Raw genomic sequence first — 19,521 nt, forward strand, 5'->3', positions numbered from 1 at the left:
GGGGACATTTGCGCCAGGGGCCTACCGGCCGCGACGGGGCCCTCACGCGCGCGACAGACCCGATCGGAGACGCCATCCGATCACTGCATACCCGGTCACGCGCGCAGCGCCGCCGCACGCCATCTGCTCCAGCCCGTGGAACAGGATGCTGCGTCCATTGGAGAAGTTCCAAAAAAAATCCCCGGCCGAAGCCGGGGAAAAACGCTTGCTGCGAGGGGTGTTGCGCTGTCGGGTTCTGATCCGCCGATCAGAACTTGAACACGTAGGACACGCCGTAGGCCAGCGGGTCGATGTTGACCGTGCCGATCTTTTCGCCGTTGAGCTTCACCTTGCTGTCGATGTCCATCCAGCGCACATCGACGCGCAGCGAGCCCTTGTCGTTGATCGCGAAGTCCAGGCCCGCATGCGCGGCCAGGCCCCAGGAGTCTTCCAGCGTCAGCTTGCTCCCGGCCAGCGCGCCGCCGGTCTTCTCGCTGAAGAACGTGGTGTAGTTGATGCCCGCGCCGACGAACGGAGACACCTTGCCCTTGCTGTTGAAGTGGTACTGCAGCGAGATCACCGGCGGCAGGTGCTTGGTGCTGCCCACGTTGCCCAGACCGGCAATGTTGATGTCGTGCTTGAACGGCAGCGCCGCCAGCAGCTCGATGCCCAGGTTGTCGGCAATGAAGTACTCACCGGTGATGGTCGGCTTGATGTCGTTGTCGACATCGACCTTCAGCGTGCCGCCGGCCAGCGAACCATTATTGGACTTCGGGGCCACCTGGTGCACGCCGGCACCGATCGTCCAGTCGCCCTTGGACTGGGCCATGGCGGGCGCGGCGGCCAGGGCAAGCGCGGCGGCCAGGCTGGACAGCAGGAGGGGGGAGGTCTTGCGCATGACGGTGTCTCGTTGCGGGGTGGAATGGGGCCAGTTTTCCCGTCCCGGCCCCGCTGCGCCTTGATCCGGATCAATCCGCGGATTTTGACCCTGTAACCGGTTTCCATTCGCCATCGGGGCCTTGGCCCCGGTTCGGCCCTGCTAGAATGAACGCCCCTTTCCATCGGCGCCGCACCGTCGCGGCTGCAGGAGCTTGTGAACATGGCAATCAAGGTTGGCATCAACGGTTTCGGTCGCATCGGTCGCAATGTGCTGCGCTCGGCCGTGCTGAATTTCGGCAATGACATCGAAATCGTCGCCATCAACGATCTGCTGGAGCCGGACTACCTGGCGTACATGCTGAAGTACGACTCCGTGCATGGCCGCTTCAAGGCCGACGTGGAAGTGTCCGGTAGCGACCTGCTGGTCAACGGCAAGAAAATCCGCCTGACCCAGGAACGCGACCCGGCCAACCTGAAGTGGGACGAAGTCGGCGTGGACGTCGTCATCGAGTCCACCGGCCTGTTCCTGACCAAGGACACCGCGCAGAAGCACATCGATGCCGGCGCCAAGAAGGTGATCCTGTCGGCGCCGTCGAAGGACGACACCCCGATGTTCGTGTTCGGCGTGAACGACAAGACCTACGCCGGCCAGGCGATCATCTCCAACGCCTCGTGCACCACCAACTGCCTGGCCCCGCTGGCCAAGGTCATCAACGACAAGTGGGGCATCAAGCGCGGTCTGATGACCACCGTGCATGCGGCCACCGCCACCCAGAAGACCGTCGATGGCCCGTCCAACAAGGACTGGCGCGGCGGCCGCGGTATCCTGGAAAACATCATTCCGTCCTCCACCGGTGCAGCCAAGGCCGTCGGCGTGGTGATCCCGGAGCTGAACAAGAAGCTCACCGGCATGAGCTTCCGCGTGCCGACCTCGGACGTGTCGGTGGTCGACTTGACCGTCGAACTGGAAAAGGAAGCCACCTACGCCGAGATCTGCGCCGAAGTGAAGGCACAGAGCGAAGGCGCGCTGAAGGGCATCCTGGGCTACACCGAAGACAAGGTCGTGGCCACCGACTTCCGCGGCGAGACCCACACCTCGGTGTTCGATGCCGACGCCGGCATCGCCCTGGACAGCACCTTCGTCAAGCTGGTGTCCTGGTACGACAACGAGTGGGGCTACTCCAACAAGTGCCTGGAAATGGCCAAGGTCGTCGCCGCCAAGTAAGCGCGGCGTAGCCTCGGTGATTCCTGCGAACCCCGGCCCTGTGCCGGGGTTCGTCGTTTGTGGCTCGGCACAGGGGCGGGCAGGGGGCGCCCCGCAGTTGCCGCCGATCCATTAGCATGGCCGCGTGCCACCGGCATGGCGTCGGCAGGATGCCGCCGGGGCTCCCCTTTGAGGATGGCGTGGAATGGAAGCTCTGATTGTCCTGCTGGCGGTAGTGGTACTGCTGATCCCGGTGTTGCTGGTGGTGGCGTTGGTGATGATCGCCGGCCTGCGTCGGCGCGTGTCCGCGCTGGAGAGCCAGCAGTTCCATGCCAGCGCGCGACCGTCGGCCGAGGTGCCGATCAGCACGCCGCTGGGCTGGGCTGAGACCGCCTACCGTGCGCCGACGCCGGTTGCYGCCGAACCGCCTCCCGAACCGGCGGTGGTTGCCGCGCCGTTGGCCGCCACCCCGGAGCCGCCGCGCCGTCCACCGCCACTGCCGTCGTCGGCTCCTGCACCGGTGGCGGCCAGCGCGCCATTCCCGCCCGCACCGCCGCAGGGCCCGGGCATCGGCGAGCGGATCATCGGCACGATCAAGCAGTGGTTCACCGAGGGCAACGTACCGGTCAAGATCGGCATGCTGGTGCTGCTGGCCGGTGTCGCTGCGCTGCTCAAGTACGCCAGTGACCAGGGCTGGTTGAACGCACCGATCGAACTGCGCCTGGCCGCGATTGCCGCGGCGGCGCTGGGCGGGCTGGTGTTCGGCTGGATCCAGCGCGATAGCCGGCGCCTGTTTGCGCTGGCCCTGCAGGGCGGCACCATCGGCGTGCTGCTGCTGACCCTGTTCGCCGCGTTCAAGCGCTATGACCTGATCGATGCACTGCCGGCATTTGCGATGAGCGTGCTGCTGATCGCCGGCATGGGCGTGCTGGCGGTCGTGCAGAATTCGCGCACGCTGGCCGTGCTGGGCATCCTGGCCGGGTTCATGGCGCCGATCTGGCTGTCCACCGGCAGCGGCAACCACGTGGCGCTGTTCGCCTACTACGCCGTGCTGAACGCAGCCATCCTGGCCATTGCCTGGTGGCGTCCGTGGCGGGTGCTCAACCTGCTCGGGTTCGCCTTTACCTTCGGCATCGGTACGGCCTGGGGCGTGTTGCAGTACAACGCCGACAAGTTCAGCAGCACCGAGCCGTTCCTGCTGCTGTTCTTCGTCTTCTACCTGCTCATCCCGATCCTCTATGCGCGCCGCCAGCCGGCGGAGAAGCGCGATCTGGTCGACGGCAGCCTGGTGTTCGGCACGCCGCTGGTCGCCTTCTCGCTGCAGGCCGGCATGCTGCACGACGACCGCCTGCTGCTGGCGTTGTGTGCGCTGGCGCTGGCCGCGTTGTATGCAGTGCTGGGCTGGGCGCTGATCCGGCGCGCGCGCTATGCCGTGCTGGGCCAGTCGCACGCGGTGCTGGCGGTGGGGTTTGCCACCCTGGCGGTGCCGCTGGCACTGTCCGCCCGCGCCACCGCCAGTGTGTTCGCGCTGGAAGGCGCCGGGCTGGTCTGGCTGGGCCTGCGCCAGAAGCGCTGGCTGCCGCAGATCGCCGGTGCGCTGTTGCAGCTGGGCGCGGCGTTCGGCTTTGTGGTCGGGGCCGATTACTGGCACCAGGACGCCACCGCGATCGCCAATGCGACCTTCATGAGCGGCGTGCTGCTGGCCCTGGCCGGCTTCGCGTCCGCCCATAGCTATCGACGCGCGCAGCAGGATGCGCCGGCGATCGTCTATTACCTGTGGGGCCTGCTGTGGTGGCTGGGCGGGGTGGCACATGAGATCGGCCGCTTCGTCGCGCGCGACAGCCGCCCCGATGCGCTGCTGATCGCGGTGGCGTTCACTGCCTGGGCCGCCGCCGAAGTGCACCGCCGTGCACCGGCCCGCGCGCTGGCGCTGACCACGCTGGCGATGCTGCTGAGCGCGTTCCCGTTGGCGTTGTGGCAGGCCGATGTGCATCAGCAGCCGTTCGCCGGCTATGGCGCCGTGGCCTGGGCGGTATTTGCAGTGTTGGGCGTGCGCAGCCTGTGGTGCCTGCGCGGCGGACAGGACCGCGCGGCACTGGCGGCGCAGTTCAGCTGGTGGCTGCTGTGGCCCACGGTGGTCACCCTGGCCTGCACGTGGCTGGCCGACCACTTCGTGCTGGCGCAGGGCTGGTCGATCGCGCTGGGGGTGCTGCCGTGGCTGCTGGTCACCGCTACCGCGCTGCTGCGCTGGTCGTGGCTGGCCGTGCCGCTGGGCGCGCGCTTCAATGCGCTGCGCACGGCGCTGACCTCCACGTTGTTCGTGGTCCTTGGGGTCACCTGGCTGGGCCTGCTGATGCTGCCGGCCGGATCGGCACCGCTGCCGTGGCTGCCGCTGCTCAATCCAATGGAACTGGTGCAGTTGGCCGTGCTGGCGCTGGCGGCGCGCTGGTTGTGGTCGGCGCAGGCGCCGGACGGGCCGCGTGGCATGCGCGTGCCGTTGCTGGCCATCGCCGGCTTCATCCTGCTTACCAGTACCACGCTGCATACCGTGCACCACTGGGGCGGCGTAGCCTGGAACGACGCGCTGTGGTCCTCGACCCTGGCCCAGACCAGCCTGACTGTGGTCTGGAGCGTGCTCGGCGTGATCAGCTGGGTATGGGGCTCGCGTCGCGGCCAGCGCACGTTGTGGCTGGTCGGCGCGGTGCTGATGGGCGTGGTGCTGGCCAAGCTGGTGCTGATCGACCGCCAGCACCTGGGCAACCTGCTGGGTATTTCCTCCTTCATCGCCTACGGCCTGCTGTGCACGGTCGTGGGTTACCTCGCGCCGGCGCCGCCGCGCGCCCCGGAACCCGCCGTGGAGCCACACCCGTGAATCGAATGCGCACCCTGATCGCGGCGCTGTCGCTGGCCGCCCTGCCGTCCCTGGCACTGGCCGCCGATGCGCGCCAGGACTATCGCCAGCAATGGCCGTTGCAGCTGTCGGAGCCGCAGGCCGGTGCCTACCGGGTGCTGCTGGACGAAGCGGTCTACCGCAGCGCGGTGTCGCCCCAGTTGGCCGACGTGCAGGTGTTCAATGCGCAGGGCCAGGCGCTGCCGACGACCCTGCTGGCGGCCGACCAGCCGCTGGCACGCGAGGCGCAATGGCAGGCGTTGACGTGGTTCCCGTTGCCGGCGCTGGCCGGCGCGGCCGCCGATGACCTGCAACTACTGACAGAGCGCAACACCGACGGCAGCGTGCGCCGGGTGGAAGCGCGACTGGGGCGCAGCGGCGCGGCCAGCACGCAGGCCGCCGGTTGGCTGGTCGATGCCAGTGCGCTGCACGTGGGCGTGCAGGCGCTGCGGCTGGATTGGCAGACGCAGACGGCGTTGCAGGCGCGGGTGCGGGTGGAAGCCAGCGACGACCTGCGGCAGTGGCAGCGCATCACCGACGATGTGCCGCTGGTGGACCTGCAGCACGATGGGCAGCGCCTGCAGCAGCGGCGCATTGAAATCGGGCACCAGGCGAAGTACTTCCGGATTCTGCCGATGGACGCCGACGCGCTGCCGGCGTTGTCGGCGGTGCAGGCCGAGCTGGTGCCGGCGGCGCAGTCGATCGACTGGCGCTGGCAGTCGCTGACGGACACAGCGGGCAAACCGGGTGAGTTCGAGTACCGCCTGGAGGGGCGCTTTCCGATTGCGCAGGTGGACATCGCCACGGCCGACAACAGCGTGGTGCAGTGGACGTTGCTGAGTCGCGATGATGCGAACCAGCCGTGGCAGGTGCGCGCCGGTCCGTGGGTGGCCTATCAGGTGCAGGATGCGGCGCAGCGGCGTCGGTCGCAGACGCAGTCGTTGCCGGTGCCCAGTCGTGATCGTTACTGGAAGCTGGTGGCGGGGCAGGCGCAGCCGAGCGCGGCGCCGACGTTGAAGCTGGGCTATCAGCCCGAAGCGCTGGTGTTCCTGAGCCAGGGCGAGGGGCCCTACAGCGTGGCGGCGGGCAGTGTGCGTATGGCGCGCAGCGATGCGCCGGTGGGGACGGTGATCGCGCAGTTGCGGGAGCAGCAGGGGGCGCAGTGGCAACCGGCGCTGGCCACGTTGCAGGGCCCGGCGCAGGTGCTGGCCGGCGATGCGGCGGTGGCGCCGCAGCGCGACTGGAAGCGTTGGCTGCTGTGGGGGTTGCTGGTGCTGGGCGTGCTGGTGGTGGGTGGGTTTGCGGTGAGCGTGCTGCGGCAGAAGCCAGGCGGTGCTGCGGAGTGATGGATTGGCTGGTTTCTGCGGGAAGAACTGCCTCGCGGGAAACGGCTTCCGGAGCAGCGGCCAGCAGCAGCGCTTTTGGTAGCAGCGCCTTGACGTTCTTGGCCTGAGGTGGGCGGGTAGCCTTGCCCAGAACACGCCGTAAACCCGTCTTTGGGGGCTCGGTGTTGCCATCCATGGCAACACACGGTCCTGGGCAAGGCTACCCGCCCACCTCCTGACAGTGGGTCGCGTTGGCGGTGGGGGGAAGAGCTGCCGGGCAGCGCCCGGCACTACCGGTGGGCTTTTCCATGCGCACCGACCTACTGTCGAGTGTGGGGGCCTGTGGGTTCACGGGACCCTGAGCCGCATGGATGCGGCGACGGAGCTTACAGGTGTGAGGGCGCATTGCTTGCGGGGCACTGCCTCGCATGCGTCCGAACGCACAGCCGCCAGCGGCTGGGCCGGGCCGCGGAGCGGGACTTGCAGCGTGTCCCGTGAACCTACAGGCCCTCGCACCGCGCAGGAGCATCGGCCGCAGGGCGTTGGCGTTGGACTTGGCTTTGGCTCCTGCTCCTGCCTCCGCTTCTGCCCGAAAATTTGCGATGCGCCCGCGCAGCCGGGACAATGGGCGTCTGCGCCGTGCGCGGCGCCCTTTCCTTTTTCAGCCAAAGAGTTGCCCATGTCCATCGTTCGCATGACCGACCTCGATCTCTCCGGCAAGCGCGTGCTGATCCGCCAGGACCTCAACGTGCCGATCGAGAATGGCAACATCACCTCCGAGCAGCGCATCACCGCATCGTTGCCGACGTTGAAGATGGCGCTGGAGAAGGGCGCGGCGGTCATGGTCATGTCGCACCTGGGACGGCCGAAGGAAGGCGTGTGGAGCGACGCGGATTCGCTGGCGCCGGTGGCGCTGCGGCTCTCGCATCTGCTCGGTGTGAACGTACCGCTGGTGCGCGACTGGGTCGACGGTGTCGAGGTCGCGCCCGGCGAGATCGTGCTGCTGGAAAATTGCCGCATGAACGTCGGCGAAGCCAAGGACGATGAAGCGCTGGCGAAGAAGTATGCGGCGCTGTGCGACGTGTTCGTCATGGATGCCTTCGGCACCGCGCACCGTGCGCAGGCCTCCACCCACGGCGTGATCCGCTTCGCCCCCGTCGCCGCTGGCGGTCCGCTGCTGATGGCCGAGCTGGACGCGCTGGCCAAGGCCCTGCACGCCCCGGCAACGCCGCTGCTGGCGATCGTGGCCGGCAGCAAGGTCAGCACCAAGCTTGAGCTGCTCTCCAGCCTGGTCGGCAAGGTCGACCAGCTGATCGTCGGCGGCGGCATCGCCAACACCTTCATCGCCGCGGCCGGTTACCCGGTCGGCAAGTCGCTGTACGAGCCGGACCTGCTGGACACGGCGAAGCAGATCGTCGCCGACGCCAAGGCGCGCGGCGCCGAGATCCCGCTGCCGACCGACGTGGTGGTGGCCAAGCAGTTCCTGCCCGATGCCGAGGCCACGGTGAAGGCGCTGGCCGATGTGGCCGAGGATGACCTGATCCTGGACATCGGCCCGGACACCGCCCGGCACTACGCCGGGTTGATCGCCAAGGCCGGCACCGTGGTCTGGAACGGCCCGGTCGGCGTGTTCGAGTTCGAGGCCTTCAGCCACGGCACCCAGGCGCTGGCGCAGGCGATTGCCGCCTCGTCGGCGTTCTCCATCGCCGGCGGCGGGGACACCCTGGCGGCGGTGGACAAGTACGACATCGCCGATCAGATCAGCTACATCTCCACCGGCGGCGGCGCGTTCCTGGAGTTCCTGGAAGGCAAGACCCTGCCGGCCGTGGCCGCGCTCGACGCACGGGGCGCGTGATGGCGACCGTGGGGCGTCACGCCGATGCCGGGCGGGATGTCCTGTTCTTCGATCTGGATGGCACGCTGATCGACTCGGCGGTCGGCATCACCCAGTGCGTGGCGCATGCGCTCACGCAGATGGGCAAGCCGGTGCCGCCGCAGGAAGAACTGCGGCGCTGGATCGGCCCGTCGCTGCGCACCAGTTTCGCGCCGCTGTTCGCCGATCCGGCCGATGTCGAGCAGGCGGTGACGTATTACCGCGAGCGTTTCGACGTGGTCGGCTGGCGCGAACACGAGGTCTACCCGCGCATCGGCCAGGTCGTGCAGGCCCTGCATGATCGCGGCCATCGGCTGGCCATCGTCACCGCCAAGAACGAGCCGCATGCGCGGCGCATCGTCGAGCACCTGCCGTTCGGCAGCTGCTTCGAGGACGTGATCGGGGCGACCATCGATGGCAGCCGCAGCGAGAAGCCGCAGCTGGTGGCCGAGGCGCTGCAGCGGCTGTCACTGGTCCCGCAGCAGTGCTGGATGATCGGCGACCGGCGCATGGATATCGCCGGTGCGCGCCATCACAACATGCGCAATATCGGCGTGTTGTGGGGTTTTGGCGGGGCCCAGGAGCTGCAGGAAGCCGGTGCGCAGCATCTGGCCAACGCGCCGGATGACCTGCTGACCGTGCTCGCCTGACCGCTGCGGCGGCGTCCCGTACGCCGCCGCATGTCGTGCGCAAAGCCAATCGTGTCGGGGCTTGTCGCCATTCGCGCGTCGGCCGATGTCCGCGCGGCGGTCCGGCGCTGTCTGCGGGACATCGGACAAACCCAGACACCGCAAGGCTGTAAACGTATTCATGGGACGTGAAGGGTGTGCTAATTTCGATCCTTTCCCGGGAGCCCATTTACCATGATTGAGCGTCAGCGCCGTACCAAGATCCTTGCCACCCTCGGACCGGCAACCGACCCGCCGGGCGTGCTGGAGGATCTCTTCCGCGCCGGCGTGAACGTGGTTCGCCTCAACTTCAGTCACGGTGATCCGTCCGGCCAGGCCAAGCGTGCCGCCGACGTGCGCGCCGCCTCGCAGCGGGTGGGCGTGGAAGTGGGCATCCTGGCCGATCTGCCGGGCCCGAAGATCCGCATCGAGCGCTTCGCCGAAGGCAAGATCCACCTCAAGGCGGGTGACCGCTTCGACCTGGTCGCCTCGGCGACGCCGCCGCCGGGTGACACCACCCAGGTGGGCGTGAGCTACCTCGGCCTGCCGCAGGACGTGGCCGCCGGTGACGTGCTGCTGCTCGACGATGGCCTGATGCAGCTGCAGGTGATCGAAGTGCAGGGCGAGCGCATCATCAACACCGTGCTCAACGACGGCGTGCTGTCCGACCGCAAGGGCCTGAACAAGCAGGGCGGTGGCTTGTCGCTGGGCGCGCTGACCGAGCGCGACAAGGAACTGATCGGCATCGTGGCCAAGATCGGCGTGGACTTCATCGCCGTCTCGTTCTGCCGCAATGCGCAGGACATGAACGATGCGCGCGAAATCGCCGAATCGCATGGCTGCTATGCCGCGCTGGTGTCCAAGATCGAGCGCACCGAGGCGATCGAGAACCTGGAAGAGATCATCGACGCCAGCGACGTGGTCATGGTCGCGCGTGGTGACCTGGGCGTGGAAATCGGCGATGCCGAGCTGCCGGGCCTGCAGAAGAAGATCATCAAGGCCTCGCTGGCGCAGAACAAGGTGGTGATCACCGCCACCCAGATGCTGCAGTCGATGGTCGAAAGCCCGATCCCGACCCGCGCCGAAGTGCTGGACGTGGCCAACTCGGTCATCGACGGTACCGATGCGGTGATGCTGTCGGCCGAAACCGCCGCCGGTGCCTACCCGGTCAAGGCCGTCGAAGCGATGGCGCGCATCTGCCTGGGTGCCGAGCGTCAGTTCCAGACCGAGACCGATTTCGGCGCCTCGCCGCGCGGGCTGGAGCGTGCCGACCAGGCCATCGCCATGGCCACCATGTTCCTGTCCCAGCACGTGGGCGTGCGCGCGATCGTGGCAATGACCGAATCCGGTGGCACCGCGCGCTACCTGTCGCGTTTCCGTGCCTCGGCACCGGTGTTCGCGGTGACCCGCCATGACGGCGCGCGCCGCCAGATGGCGCTGATGCGCGATGTGTTCCCGATCAACTTCGACAGCCGCGGCTTCACCCCGCGCGAAGCGGCCCGCGGCAGCATCCGCCTGCTGGTGGAAGCCAACCAGCTGCAGGCCGGCGACCGCGTGGTGTTCACCAGCGGTGAGCACATGGAAACCCACGGCGCCACCAACACCCTGCGCCTGCTGGAAGTGGGCGAAGACGGTCGCGCCAGCGGCCTGGGCGACCTGTAAGGGGAGGGCCGGGCGACGCCCGGCAGTGCAGCACACGGCGGCGCGGCGGAAACGTCGCGCCGTCACACGTTGGCCATCTGAAAGCGTTTCCAGATTCCGTGGACGGTCAGTTCACGGAAGGCGGGAGCTATAATTGCGGTTTTCCCGCACCCGCCACAGGAAATACATGAGCATCGAACAGCTGGCTGAAACCGCCCAGGCCATGGTCGCCCCGGGCAAGGGCATCATCGCGATCGACGAATCCACCGGCACCATCGGCAAGCGCTTCGCCAGCGTCGGCCTGGAGAACACCGAAGAGAACCGTCGCGCCTACCGCGAGATGCTGCTCACCACGCCGAAGCTGAACGAGCATATCTCCGGCGCGATCCTGTACGACGAGACCATCCGTCAGTCCACCAAGGATGGCGTGCCGTTCGCCAAGTACATGGCCGACCACGGCATCATCCCGGGCATCAAGGTCGACAAGGGTGCCCACCCGCTCGCCGGCTGCCCCGGTGAGATGGTGACCGAGGGCCTGGACGGCCTGCGCGAGCGCCTGCAGGAGTACTACAAGCTGGGTGCGCGCTTCGCCAAGTGGCGTGCGGTGATCAACATCGGCGAGAGCATCCCGTCGGGTACCTGCATCGAGTCCAACGCCCACGCGCTGGCCCGTTATGCGGCGCTGTGCCAGGAATGCGGCCTGGTGCCGATGGTCGAGCCGGAAGTGATCATGGACGGCGACCACGACATCGAGACGTGCTACGAAGTCACCGAAGCGACCCTGCGTTCGCTGTTCGACGCGCTGTACCAGCAGAACGTGCTGCTGGAAGGCACCATCCTGAAGGCCTCGATGGTCATCTCCGGCAAGGGCTGCGAAGAGCAGGCCGACGTCGAGGAAGTGGCCGAGTCGACCGTGATGTGCCTCAAGAGCACCGTGCCGGCGATCCTGCCGGGCGTGGTGTTCCTGTCCGGCGGCCAGAGCGATGAGCAGTCCACCGCACACCTGGATGCCATGAACCAGATGGGCAACCTGCCGTGGCCGCTGAGCTTCTCCTACGGCCGCGCCATGCAGCAGGCCGCGCTGAAGCTGTGGGCCAAGGACACCAAGGCCAACATCGCCAAGGCACAGCAGACCGTGTACGACCGCGCCAAGGAAAACGGCCAGGCGGCACTGGGCAAGTGGAACGGCTGATACCGGCCTGACCGCACATGAAGAAACGCCGGCCTCGCGCCGGCGTTTTTTTTGGTGGGGTAGAGCCACCCCATGGGTGGCTGCGCGCGGTGCTTGGGTGGCTGTGCGCGGTGCCTGCGGGGGGCTGTGCGCAACGCCCGGATGGCTGCGCGCGGTGCCTGATCGCAAGCAGGCAGCAGCCACGCATGGCGTGGCTCTACCCGTCGCGGTCTGGCACGATGCGATCCACATTGCCCGGATGGATGCCATGATCGTGCGACGCTGCGTTGGGGTGTTGGTGTTACCGCTGCTGTTTGGTTGCTGCGTGGTACACGCTATGCCGCCACGCGGTTTCGACGTGCTGCACTACAGCGTGGCGCTGGTGCCCGATATCGCCGCCAAGCGCGTGCGGGGGCAGCAGACCGTTCGTTTCAGGGCGGTGCAGACGCTGTCCACGCTCACGCTCGATGCGGGCACACTCGAGGTGACGTCGGTGAAGCAGGGCGGTCGCGCGCTTGCCTTTGTGCAGGCCGATCAGCAGCTGCACATCACACTGGCCACGCCGCTGAAGCCCGGTGCGTCGGCCGAGCTGCAGATTCTCTACCACGGTGCGCCGGCGTTCGGCCTGACGTTCGCCCCCGAGCGCGAGGAGGTCTACACGATCTTCTCCACCAGCCAGTGGATGCCCTCGGTGGATGCGCCCGATGAGCGCGCCACGCTGGATCTGTCGGTAACGTTGCCGCCGGCGCTGCTGGCCACCGGCACCGGCCGCGCGCTGCCCACGCGCACGTTGGCCGATGGACGCCGGGAACATCGCTGGCGGCTGGACACGCCGATGCCCGGTTACGTGTATGGCTTCGCGGCCGGCCGCTACCAGCAGGCCACGCAGCAGCAGGGTCCGGTGCAGCTGCGTTTCCTGTCGGTGGACCGCACGCCGGCGCAGCTGCGGACGGTGTTCGTGCGTACCGGCGACATGCTCGGCTTCTTCGCGGCACGCGCCGGGCTGCCATATCGCGGTGACTATCAGCAGGCGCTGGTGGCAAGCACCATCGGGCAGGAAATGGCGGGTGTGTCGTTGATGTCCGAGGCGTACGGCCAGGAGGTACTCGACGATGCCGACCAGACCGCGTTGATGGCACATGAGGCCGCGCACCAATGGTGGGGCAACCGGGTCACCTGCGCCGGCTGGGAGCATTTCTGGCTCAACGAGGGCATGGCCAACTTCATGACCGCCGCTTACCTGCAGCAGGCGCAGGGCGAGGTCGCCTACCAGGCGCAGGTGGAAGGCTGGCGCAAGCGCTTGGATGCGCTACGGGCCAAGGGCGCGGACCACGCGCTGGTGTATGCCGATTGGAACGCCCCTACCGCCGATGACCGCGCGGTGGTCTACCGCAAGGGCGCCTACGTGCTGCACCTGCTGCGCGGCGAACTCGGCGAAGCGGTGTTCTGGCGCGGCCTGCGCGACTACACCGTCACCAACGACGGACGCTCGGTGGTCACCGCCGATTTCCRGCGGGCCATGGAGAAGGCCGCTGGGCATTCGCTGCAACCGTTCTTCGACGAATGGGTCTATACCGCTGGATCAGCGACGCGGTGACCGGTCTGCGACGCTGGCAAGTCCCTCAGGCGGCAGAGTGCGGCCAGGCGAAGATTCACAAAGCGGGCGGGCGCAGCGTCCACGCTAGGGTCGCCGCGCGGTCGACTGTACGTGCGCTGCGTTATCGCGATCGTGGGCTGTATGCCGGCCGGACACAGCGGGTCGCGAAAAGCCCGCTACGTTCCATCGCCATGCCGGCATTGAACAGTGTCCGAGGGTCGGCAGTCGGCAGGGGGTAACCCTACCTTGGCAACGGCAACGGCAACGTCGATCGCTCCAGCTCTGGCAAGATGACCGGCGTTCGCTCCCTCAGTGCGCCGCAGCCGGCGGCAGCCCAAGCTCCAGCGACGGCAGCAGCGTTGACGGTGGCGCCTCGAACGGTTGGCCCAGCGTGGCCAACGCGGACTGGTACGCCTTGAACGTCGCTGCGTTGTAGGCCACCAGAATGATGCGCTGCGGTTCGCGGTGCGAGCGCTGCCAGGCGACGGTTTCGGTGGCGGCGATCAGCGCGGCCTGGTGCAGCGGGTACCCGAACACCCCGCAACTGATGGCCGGGAAGGCGATCGAATGCAGGTCCATCTTTTCAGCCAGCTGCAGCGACTTCCAGTAACAGTTGGCCAGCAGCGCCGGTTCGTCGCGCTGGCCGTCCTGCCAGACCGGGCCGACGGTGTGGAAGATATGCCGCGCCGGCAGGTTATGACCGGCGGTGGCACGCACCTCGCCCGTCGGGCAGCGCACGCCCGGCCGGATCTGCGCCATGGCTTCGCATTCGGCCAGCAAGCCTGGGCCGGCCGCACGATGGATCGCGCCGTCCACGCCGCCCCCGCCGAGCAGGGATTCGTTGGCCGCATTGACGATCGCATCCACCGCCAGGGTCGTGATGTCGCCCTGCCACACTTCGATCTTCATGCGTACCACTCCTGACTGAAACCGGGTCCATGCAACGGGATGTCGCCTTGTTACTGCACCGTACCGGGCAGCAGGTCGAGGTTGCGTCATCATCGTCTCAGGCAGTGCGACCCGGTGTGCACTGCCTTGCAAATACACGATGCGGGGTGTCGGCTTCACCCCAGATGAAGCAAACCCCGACACCTGAATGCGACAACGCCCACCGAAGGGTGGGCGTCGCGGGGTGCCATGATGACAACGCGGCGATCAGGGCAGACCGGCCAGCCAATCGTCGTCGGAGCCTTCGATGATGTCGGCAAACAGCGGGGTGGAGAAGTAGCGCTCGCCGGTGTCCGGCAGCATCGCCAGGATCACGCTGCCCTTCTCGGCACGCGCGGCGATGTCCAGCGCGCTGGCCATGGTGGCACCGGCGGAGATACCGACGAAGATGCCTTCCTCGGCGGCGAGCCGGCGCGCGGTTTCGATCGCGCGGGTGTCCTCGATGGTCAGCAGTTCGTCATACACGCTGCGGTTGAGCACCTCGGGCACGAAGTCCGGGGTCCAGCCCTGGATCTTGTGCGGCTTCCATTCGTCGCCCTTGAGAAGGGCGGCGCCGGCCGGTTCGGTCGCCACGATGCGGGTCTCCGGGCGGGCCACCTTGAGTACTTCGCCCACGCCGGTCAGGGTGCCGCCGGTGCCCCAGCCGGTGACGAAGTAGTCCAGGCGCTTGCCGGCGAAGTCGCGCAGGATTTCCGGCGCGGTGGTGTTGCGGTGGTAGGCCGGGTTGGCGGGGTTGGCGAACTGGCTGGCCAGGAACCAGCCGTGTTCGTCGGCCAGTTCCTTCGCGCGGCGGACCATGCCCGAGCCGCGTTCGGCGGCCGGAGTCAGGATCACCTTGGCCCCGTACGCGCGCATCAGCTTGCGACGCTCGATCGAGAAGGTCTCCACCATGGTGGCCACGAACTTGTAACCGCGCGCGGCCGCCACCATCGCCAACGCCACGCCGGTGTTGCCCGAGGTCGCTTCGACAATCGTGTCGCCGGGCTTGAGGACGCCGCGTGCCTCGGCATCGAGAATGATCGCCAGCGCCAGGCGGTCCTTGACCGAGCCACCGGGATTGAACGATTCCACTTTGGCGTAGACGCTCACGTGGTCGGGGGCGATGCGGTTCAGGCGTACCACCGGGGTATTGCCGATGGTGTCCAGAATGGAGTTGTACAGGGCCATGGGATGCTCCGAAGAAGTCCGTTCACCGCGCGCGGCGCGGCAGGGGGAGAGGGCAGGGCAGACCGTAGACCCGGCATATGCCCCCGGGAAATGACCTGATACCCTTCTTAAACAACATTTGGTTATAAGCTGGTGACGGCAATTGCCCTACAGTCGGATTGCCCTCCCTTTGCCAGCCGTGCCGCACGCCCATGACGCTGACCCAACTCCGTTATCTGGTGGCCATCGCCGACGCCGAGCTCAACATCACGCTGGCGGCCTCGCGCGTGCATGCCACCCAACCCGGCCTGTCCAAGCAGCTCAAGCAGCTGGAGGATGAACTGGGCTTCCTGTTGTTCGTGCGCAAGGGTCGCAGCCTCGAAGCGGTGACCCCGGCCGGGGTGGAAGTGATCGGCCGCGCCCGCGCCGTGCTGTCTGAAGCCAACAACATCCGCACCTACGCGGCCAACCAGCGTCGCGAAAGCCAGGGCCAGCTGATCCTCACCACCACCCATACCCAGGCGCGCTTCGTGCTGCCGCCGGCGGTGGCGAAGATCAAGCAGGCCTATCCGCAGGTGAGCGTGCACCTGCAGCAGGCTGCCGAAAGCGATGCGCTGGACCTGCTCAGCCAGGGTGATGCGGACATCGCGATCATCAGCACCGCGGGCGGTGAGCCCAACGCCGGCCTGGCCATTCCGCTGTACCGCTGGCGCCGACTGGTGCTGGTGCCGCGCGGGCATGCGCTGGACCGCCCGGGCGCGGCACCGGACCTGCAGGCGCTGGCCAACCACCCGCTGATCAGCTACGAATCCTCTACCCGCGGCAGCTCCTCGCTGCAGCGGGCCTTCGCCAGTGCCGGGCTGACGCCGGACATCGCGCTGACCGCGTTGGACGCGGACCTGATCAAGACCTACGTGCGCACCGGCCTGGGCGTGGGGCTGCTGGCGGAAATGGCGGTCAATGCCAGCGACGACGACCTGCGTGCGTGGCCGGCCCCGGCCCCGATCGACGAGTGCATCGCCTGGGCGGTGCTGCCGCGTGATCGCGTCCTGCGCGACTACGCGCTGGAGCTGGTGCACGTGCTTGCCCCACAGATCGATACCCGCGACCTGCGCCGGGTGATCGACGGCAACCAGGAGGCCAACTGGCCGCTGCCCCCCACCTGGGAATCGCTGACGCAGACCATCACCGTCTGAGAAGCGACGGTGATGGCCGCGCATGCTTCCTCTACCCCGCGCCGTTGGCGCGCCCGCTTCAACAGAAGGGGGCTTTTCTCCAGAAGGGTTGAGGCGTTCGGTGGGCGCTTCGAACGGGCCGCTGCGACGGTTGGTCGCAGGGCTCCGGGCTGCCCTGCCCAAGGTCGGGCGCTACCATGAGGGGGTGAACGTCCGCCGTCGCCCGTATGCCGTCTTTCTTCAGCTTGCCTTCGTGGCGACGCTGCTGATGGCGCTGGCGCCGCTGGTCAGCCGCTGGCAGCAGGCGCACGCCGAGGCACCGGTGATGCTCATGCCGACCGGGATGGCCCACGCGATGTCGGGGCCGTTGGATGCCCACGCCGGACACGTCATGGCGCATCAGGACATGCAGCACGACGGCACGCAGCGCCATCACATGGCGACGCAGCCGATGCCGGTGCACACCATGCAGGGCGCTCACGAGCAAGCGGCACCGTCGCCGCCGATGAGCGAGCACGCCGGGCATGGCGACGCCTGCGAGTACTGCATGATGGCCTCGCGGCTGATGCCGTGGCTGGCGGTGCTGATCCTGCTGTTGCCGGCGATGCCGGTCATCGCGCCGCGCGCGTGTCGCGCGGTGCCCACGCCACGCAGCCTGCGCTGGCCTGCCCACGCCGCGCGTGGCCCGCCCGCGCGCTCCTGAAAGCCACCGCCCTTCCTGCCCGTGTCGCCGTGATGGCGGCGCATGCCTGCGTGCTTTTCTGGAGTTTCACCATGACTGTTGCTTCCCGCAGCGCGGGCGCACTGACGCGCCTGTCTGTTTCCYTGTCGCTGGCCCTGGCGGCGCTGCCGCTGCATGCCGCCAATGACGACGCCCGCACCCTCGACACCCTGGTGGTGACCGCCAGCGCGCCATCCTCGCCGCTGCACTGGGTCACCGACCCACGCCTGCCGCGCCAGCCGGTCCCGGCCAGCGACGGCGCCGATTACCTCAAGACGGTTCCTGGCTTTGCCGCCATCCGCAACGGCGGTACCAACGGTGATCCGGTCCTGCGCGGCATGTTCGGCTCACGCCTGAACATCGTCAGCAACGAAGGCAACCTGATCGGCGCGTGTCCGTCGCGCATGGACAACCCGCTGTCCTACATCGCCCCGGAAACCTTCGACCGGTTGACCATCATCAAGGGGCCGCAGAGCGTGCGCTGGGGTGCCGGTGCGTCGGCTGGCACGGTGCGCTTCGAGCGCGATACCCCGCGCTTCGATGCCCCGGGCATCGACCTCAACGCCAGTGCGCTGGTCGGCTCGCGCAACCGCAACGACCAGGTGCTCGACCTCACCGCCGGTGCCTCGCAGGGCTACGTGCGGGTCAACGGCAACCGCTCCGAAGCGGACGATTACAAGGACGGTAACGGCGACGTCGTGCCATCCAAGTGGCGCAAGTGGAACAGCGACGTCGCCGTCGGCTGGACGCCCGATGCGGACACCGTGCTGGAGCTGTCGGCCGGCACCGGCGACGCCATCGCCCGCTATGCCGGCCGTGGCATGGATGGCGCCGCGTTCAAGCGCACCAGCTATGCGGGCCGCGTCGAGAAGGACAACCTGCCCGGCGCCTGGGACAAGCTGCTGGCCAACGTGTATTACAACGACGCCGACCACGTAATGGACAACTACACCCTGCGCACGCCCAACCCGGACAGCAGCATGCCGATGCCGATGGCGGCCAATGTCGATCGCCGCACGACGGGCGGCCGCATCGCCTCGGAGTGGCGCTGGCAGGACATCGCCCTGGTGGCCGGCGTCGATGCGCAGGACGGCCGCCACCGCAGCCGCAGCGGCATGGGTCGCAACACCTATCGCCAGCAGTCCTGGAACACCGACGCGCGCTTCGAAAACCTGGGTGCCTTCACCGAAATCACCCTTGGCGAAGGCACGGCGCAGCGCTGGGTCGGCGGCCTGCGCATTGACCGCGCCGAGGTCACCGACGAACGCCGTCGCGCCGGGATGATGGCCATGCCCAATCCAACCGCCGGCCAGCAGCGCCGCGAAGACCTGGGCAGCGGCTTCCTGCGCATCGAACGCGATCTCGCCCCATCGCTGACCTGGTATGCGGGCATCGGCCACAGCGAGCGCATGCCCGACTACTGGGAGCTGTTCTCGCCCGACATGGGACCGATGGGCGCGGCGAACGCGTTCGCCGGTATCCAGCCGGAAAAAACCACCCAGCTCGACCTTGGCCTGCAATACCGCAGTGACCGCCTCAACGCCTGGGTATCGGCCTACGCCGGCCGGCTGCAGGACTACATCCTGTTCGCCTACCGGGAGGGCGGCATGATGGGCAGCATGACTCAGGCCGACAACGTGGACGCGCGCATCGCCGGCGCCGAAGCCGGCGCGGAATTGGTCCTCACCGAACAGTGGAAACTCGGCGGTACGCTCGCCTACGCATGGGGCGAAAACCGCAGCGACGGCACGCCGCTGCCGCAGATGCCGCCGCTGGAGGCGCGCGTGAGCGCCAACTGGCAGGGCCAGCGCTGGAGCATGGGCGCACTCGCCCGCGCCGTCGCCCACCAGCACCGCGTCGCCGCCAACCAGGGCAATGTCGTGGCACGCGACCTCGGCCCCAGCGCCGGCTTCGCCACTCTCGCGCTCAACGCCGGCTACCGCCTCAGCGATGCGCTGCAGCTCAGCGCGGGTATCGACAACCTGTTCGATCGCGCCTACAGCGAGCACCTGAACCTGGCCGGCAGCGCCGATTTCGGCTTCCCCGCTGATCCGATCCGGATCAACGAGCCGGGCAGGACGGTGTGGATGAAGGTGAATTACCGCTATTGAGCACGCCGGAGAATCCGCCGTTCGCCAGCAAGGCACGGGTATCGACCGTTGGTGGTACCTGTGCGGGAATTCAAGGGCAGCCGACCAGCGGTCGGTCCGAGGTCAGCCGACCGACGGTCGGTTCAAGGGCAGCCGACCAACGGTCGGCTCTACGGGGCTTCGGCGCACGACATTGGCCTCCCGCGGGGCGTTG

Annotated in this window: 14 protein-coding genes; 11 read left to right on the forward strand and 3 right to left on the reverse strand. The window is 67.8% G+C overall.

Features of this window, described 5'->3' with window-relative positions:
• Positions 1–247: 247 nt before the first annotated feature.
• Positions 248–877 (reverse strand): OmpW/AlkL family protein, encoded by a 630-nt coding sequence (locus AC1DR7_RS15950; protein ID WP_256777451.1) that lies wholly within the window; start codon positions 875–877, stop codon positions 248–250.
• A 201-nt stretch (positions 878–1,078) separates the two neighbouring features.
• Between AC1DR7_RS15950 and gap the strand changes: the two genes are divergently transcribed.
• The 8 genes from gap to AC1DR7_RS15990 all read left to right on the forward strand — a co-directional run bounded on the left by gap (position 1,079) and on the right by AC1DR7_RS15990 (position 13,227).
• Positions 1,079–2,083 (forward strand): type I glyceraldehyde-3-phosphate dehydrogenase, encoded by a 1,005-nt coding sequence (gene gap / locus AC1DR7_RS15955; RefSeq protein WP_256777450.1) that lies wholly within the window; start codon positions 1,079–1,081, stop codon positions 2,081–2,083.
• A 184-nt stretch (positions 2,084–2,267) separates the two neighbouring features.
• Positions 2,268–4,934, forward strand: coding sequence for a DUF2339 domain-containing protein (locus AC1DR7_RS15960; RefSeq protein WP_457317917.1), 2,667 nt, complete (start codon positions 2,268–2,270; stop codon positions 4,932–4,934).
• A gap of 5 nt (positions 4,935–4,939) precedes the next feature.
• Positions 4,940–6,298, forward strand: a complete 1,359-nt coding sequence (locus tag AC1DR7_RS15965; protein ID WP_457317928.1) for a DUF3999 domain-containing protein — start codon at positions 4,940–4,942, stop codon at positions 6,296–6,298.
• A gap of 658 nt (positions 6,299–6,956) precedes the next feature.
• Entirely contained in the window at positions 6,957–8,132 is a 1,176-nt protein-coding gene (locus tag AC1DR7_RS15970; RefSeq protein ID WP_256777448.1) for a phosphoglycerate kinase, read from the forward strand.
• Positions 8,132–8,800 (forward strand): HAD hydrolase-like protein, encoded by a 669-nt coding sequence (locus tag AC1DR7_RS15975; protein ID WP_256777447.1) that lies wholly within the window; start codon positions 8,132–8,134, stop codon positions 8,798–8,800. The genes AC1DR7_RS15970 and AC1DR7_RS15975 overlap by 1 nt, the downstream gene beginning before the upstream one ends.
• A gap of 213 nt (positions 8,801–9,013) precedes the next feature.
• Positions 9,014–10,480 (forward strand): pyruvate kinase, encoded by a 1,467-nt coding sequence (gene pyk, locus AC1DR7_RS15980; RefSeq protein ID WP_457317918.1) that lies wholly within the window; start codon positions 9,014–9,016, stop codon positions 10,478–10,480.
• A gap of 166 nt (positions 10,481–10,646) precedes the next feature.
• Positions 10,647–11,651 (forward strand): class I fructose-bisphosphate aldolase, encoded by a 1,005-nt coding sequence (locus AC1DR7_RS15985; protein ID WP_256777445.1) that lies wholly within the window; start codon positions 10,647–10,649, stop codon positions 11,649–11,651.
• A 316-nt stretch (positions 11,652–11,967) separates the two neighbouring features.
• Entirely contained in the window at positions 11,968–13,227 is a 1,260-nt protein-coding gene (locus AC1DR7_RS15990; RefSeq protein WP_478076553.1) for a M1 family metallopeptidase, read from the forward strand.
• Between the two features lie 309 nt (positions 13,228–13,536).
• Here AC1DR7_RS15990 and AC1DR7_RS15995 read toward each other — a convergent pair whose 3' ends face one another.
• Positions 13,537–14,136, reverse strand: a complete 600-nt coding sequence (locus AC1DR7_RS15995; protein ID WP_457317921.1) for an O-acetyl-ADP-ribose deacetylase — start codon at positions 14,134–14,136, stop codon at positions 13,537–13,539.
• 246 nt (positions 14,137–14,382) lie between these two features.
• Positions 14,383–15,342, reverse strand: coding sequence for a cysteine synthase A (gene cysK, locus AC1DR7_RS16000; protein WP_457317922.1), 960 nt, complete (start codon positions 15,340–15,342; stop codon positions 14,383–14,385).
• 191 nt (positions 15,343–15,533) lie between these two features.
• On the opposite strand from cysK, the gene AC1DR7_RS16005 reads away from it, so the two are divergent.
• The 3 genes from AC1DR7_RS16005 to AC1DR7_RS16015 all read left to right on the forward strand — a co-directional run bounded on the left by AC1DR7_RS16005 (position 15,534) and on the right by AC1DR7_RS16015 (position 19,328).
• Positions 15,534–16,517: a LysR family transcriptional regulator gene (locus AC1DR7_RS16005; RefSeq protein ID WP_256777441.1), complete on the forward strand. Its 984-nt coding sequence runs from the start codon at positions 15,534–15,536 to the stop codon at positions 16,515–16,517.
• Positions 16,518–16,764: 247 nt separating this feature from the next.
• Positions 16,765–17,199: a hypothetical protein gene (locus AC1DR7_RS16010; RefSeq protein WP_457317929.1), complete on the forward strand. Its 435-nt coding sequence runs from the start codon at positions 16,765–16,767 to the stop codon at positions 17,197–17,199.
• A 71-nt stretch (positions 17,200–17,270) separates the two neighbouring features.
• Positions 17,271–19,328 carry a TonB-dependent copper receptor gene (locus AC1DR7_RS16015; RefSeq protein ID WP_457317923.1) on the forward strand — a complete coding sequence of 686 codons (2,058 nt, stop codon included), beginning with the start codon at positions 17,271–17,273 and terminating at the stop codon, positions 19,326–19,328.
• The last annotated feature ends 193 nt before the right edge of the window (positions 19,329–19,521 follow it).

It is taken from the genome of Stenotrophomonas sp. P5_A9 (genome assembly GCF_056400525.1).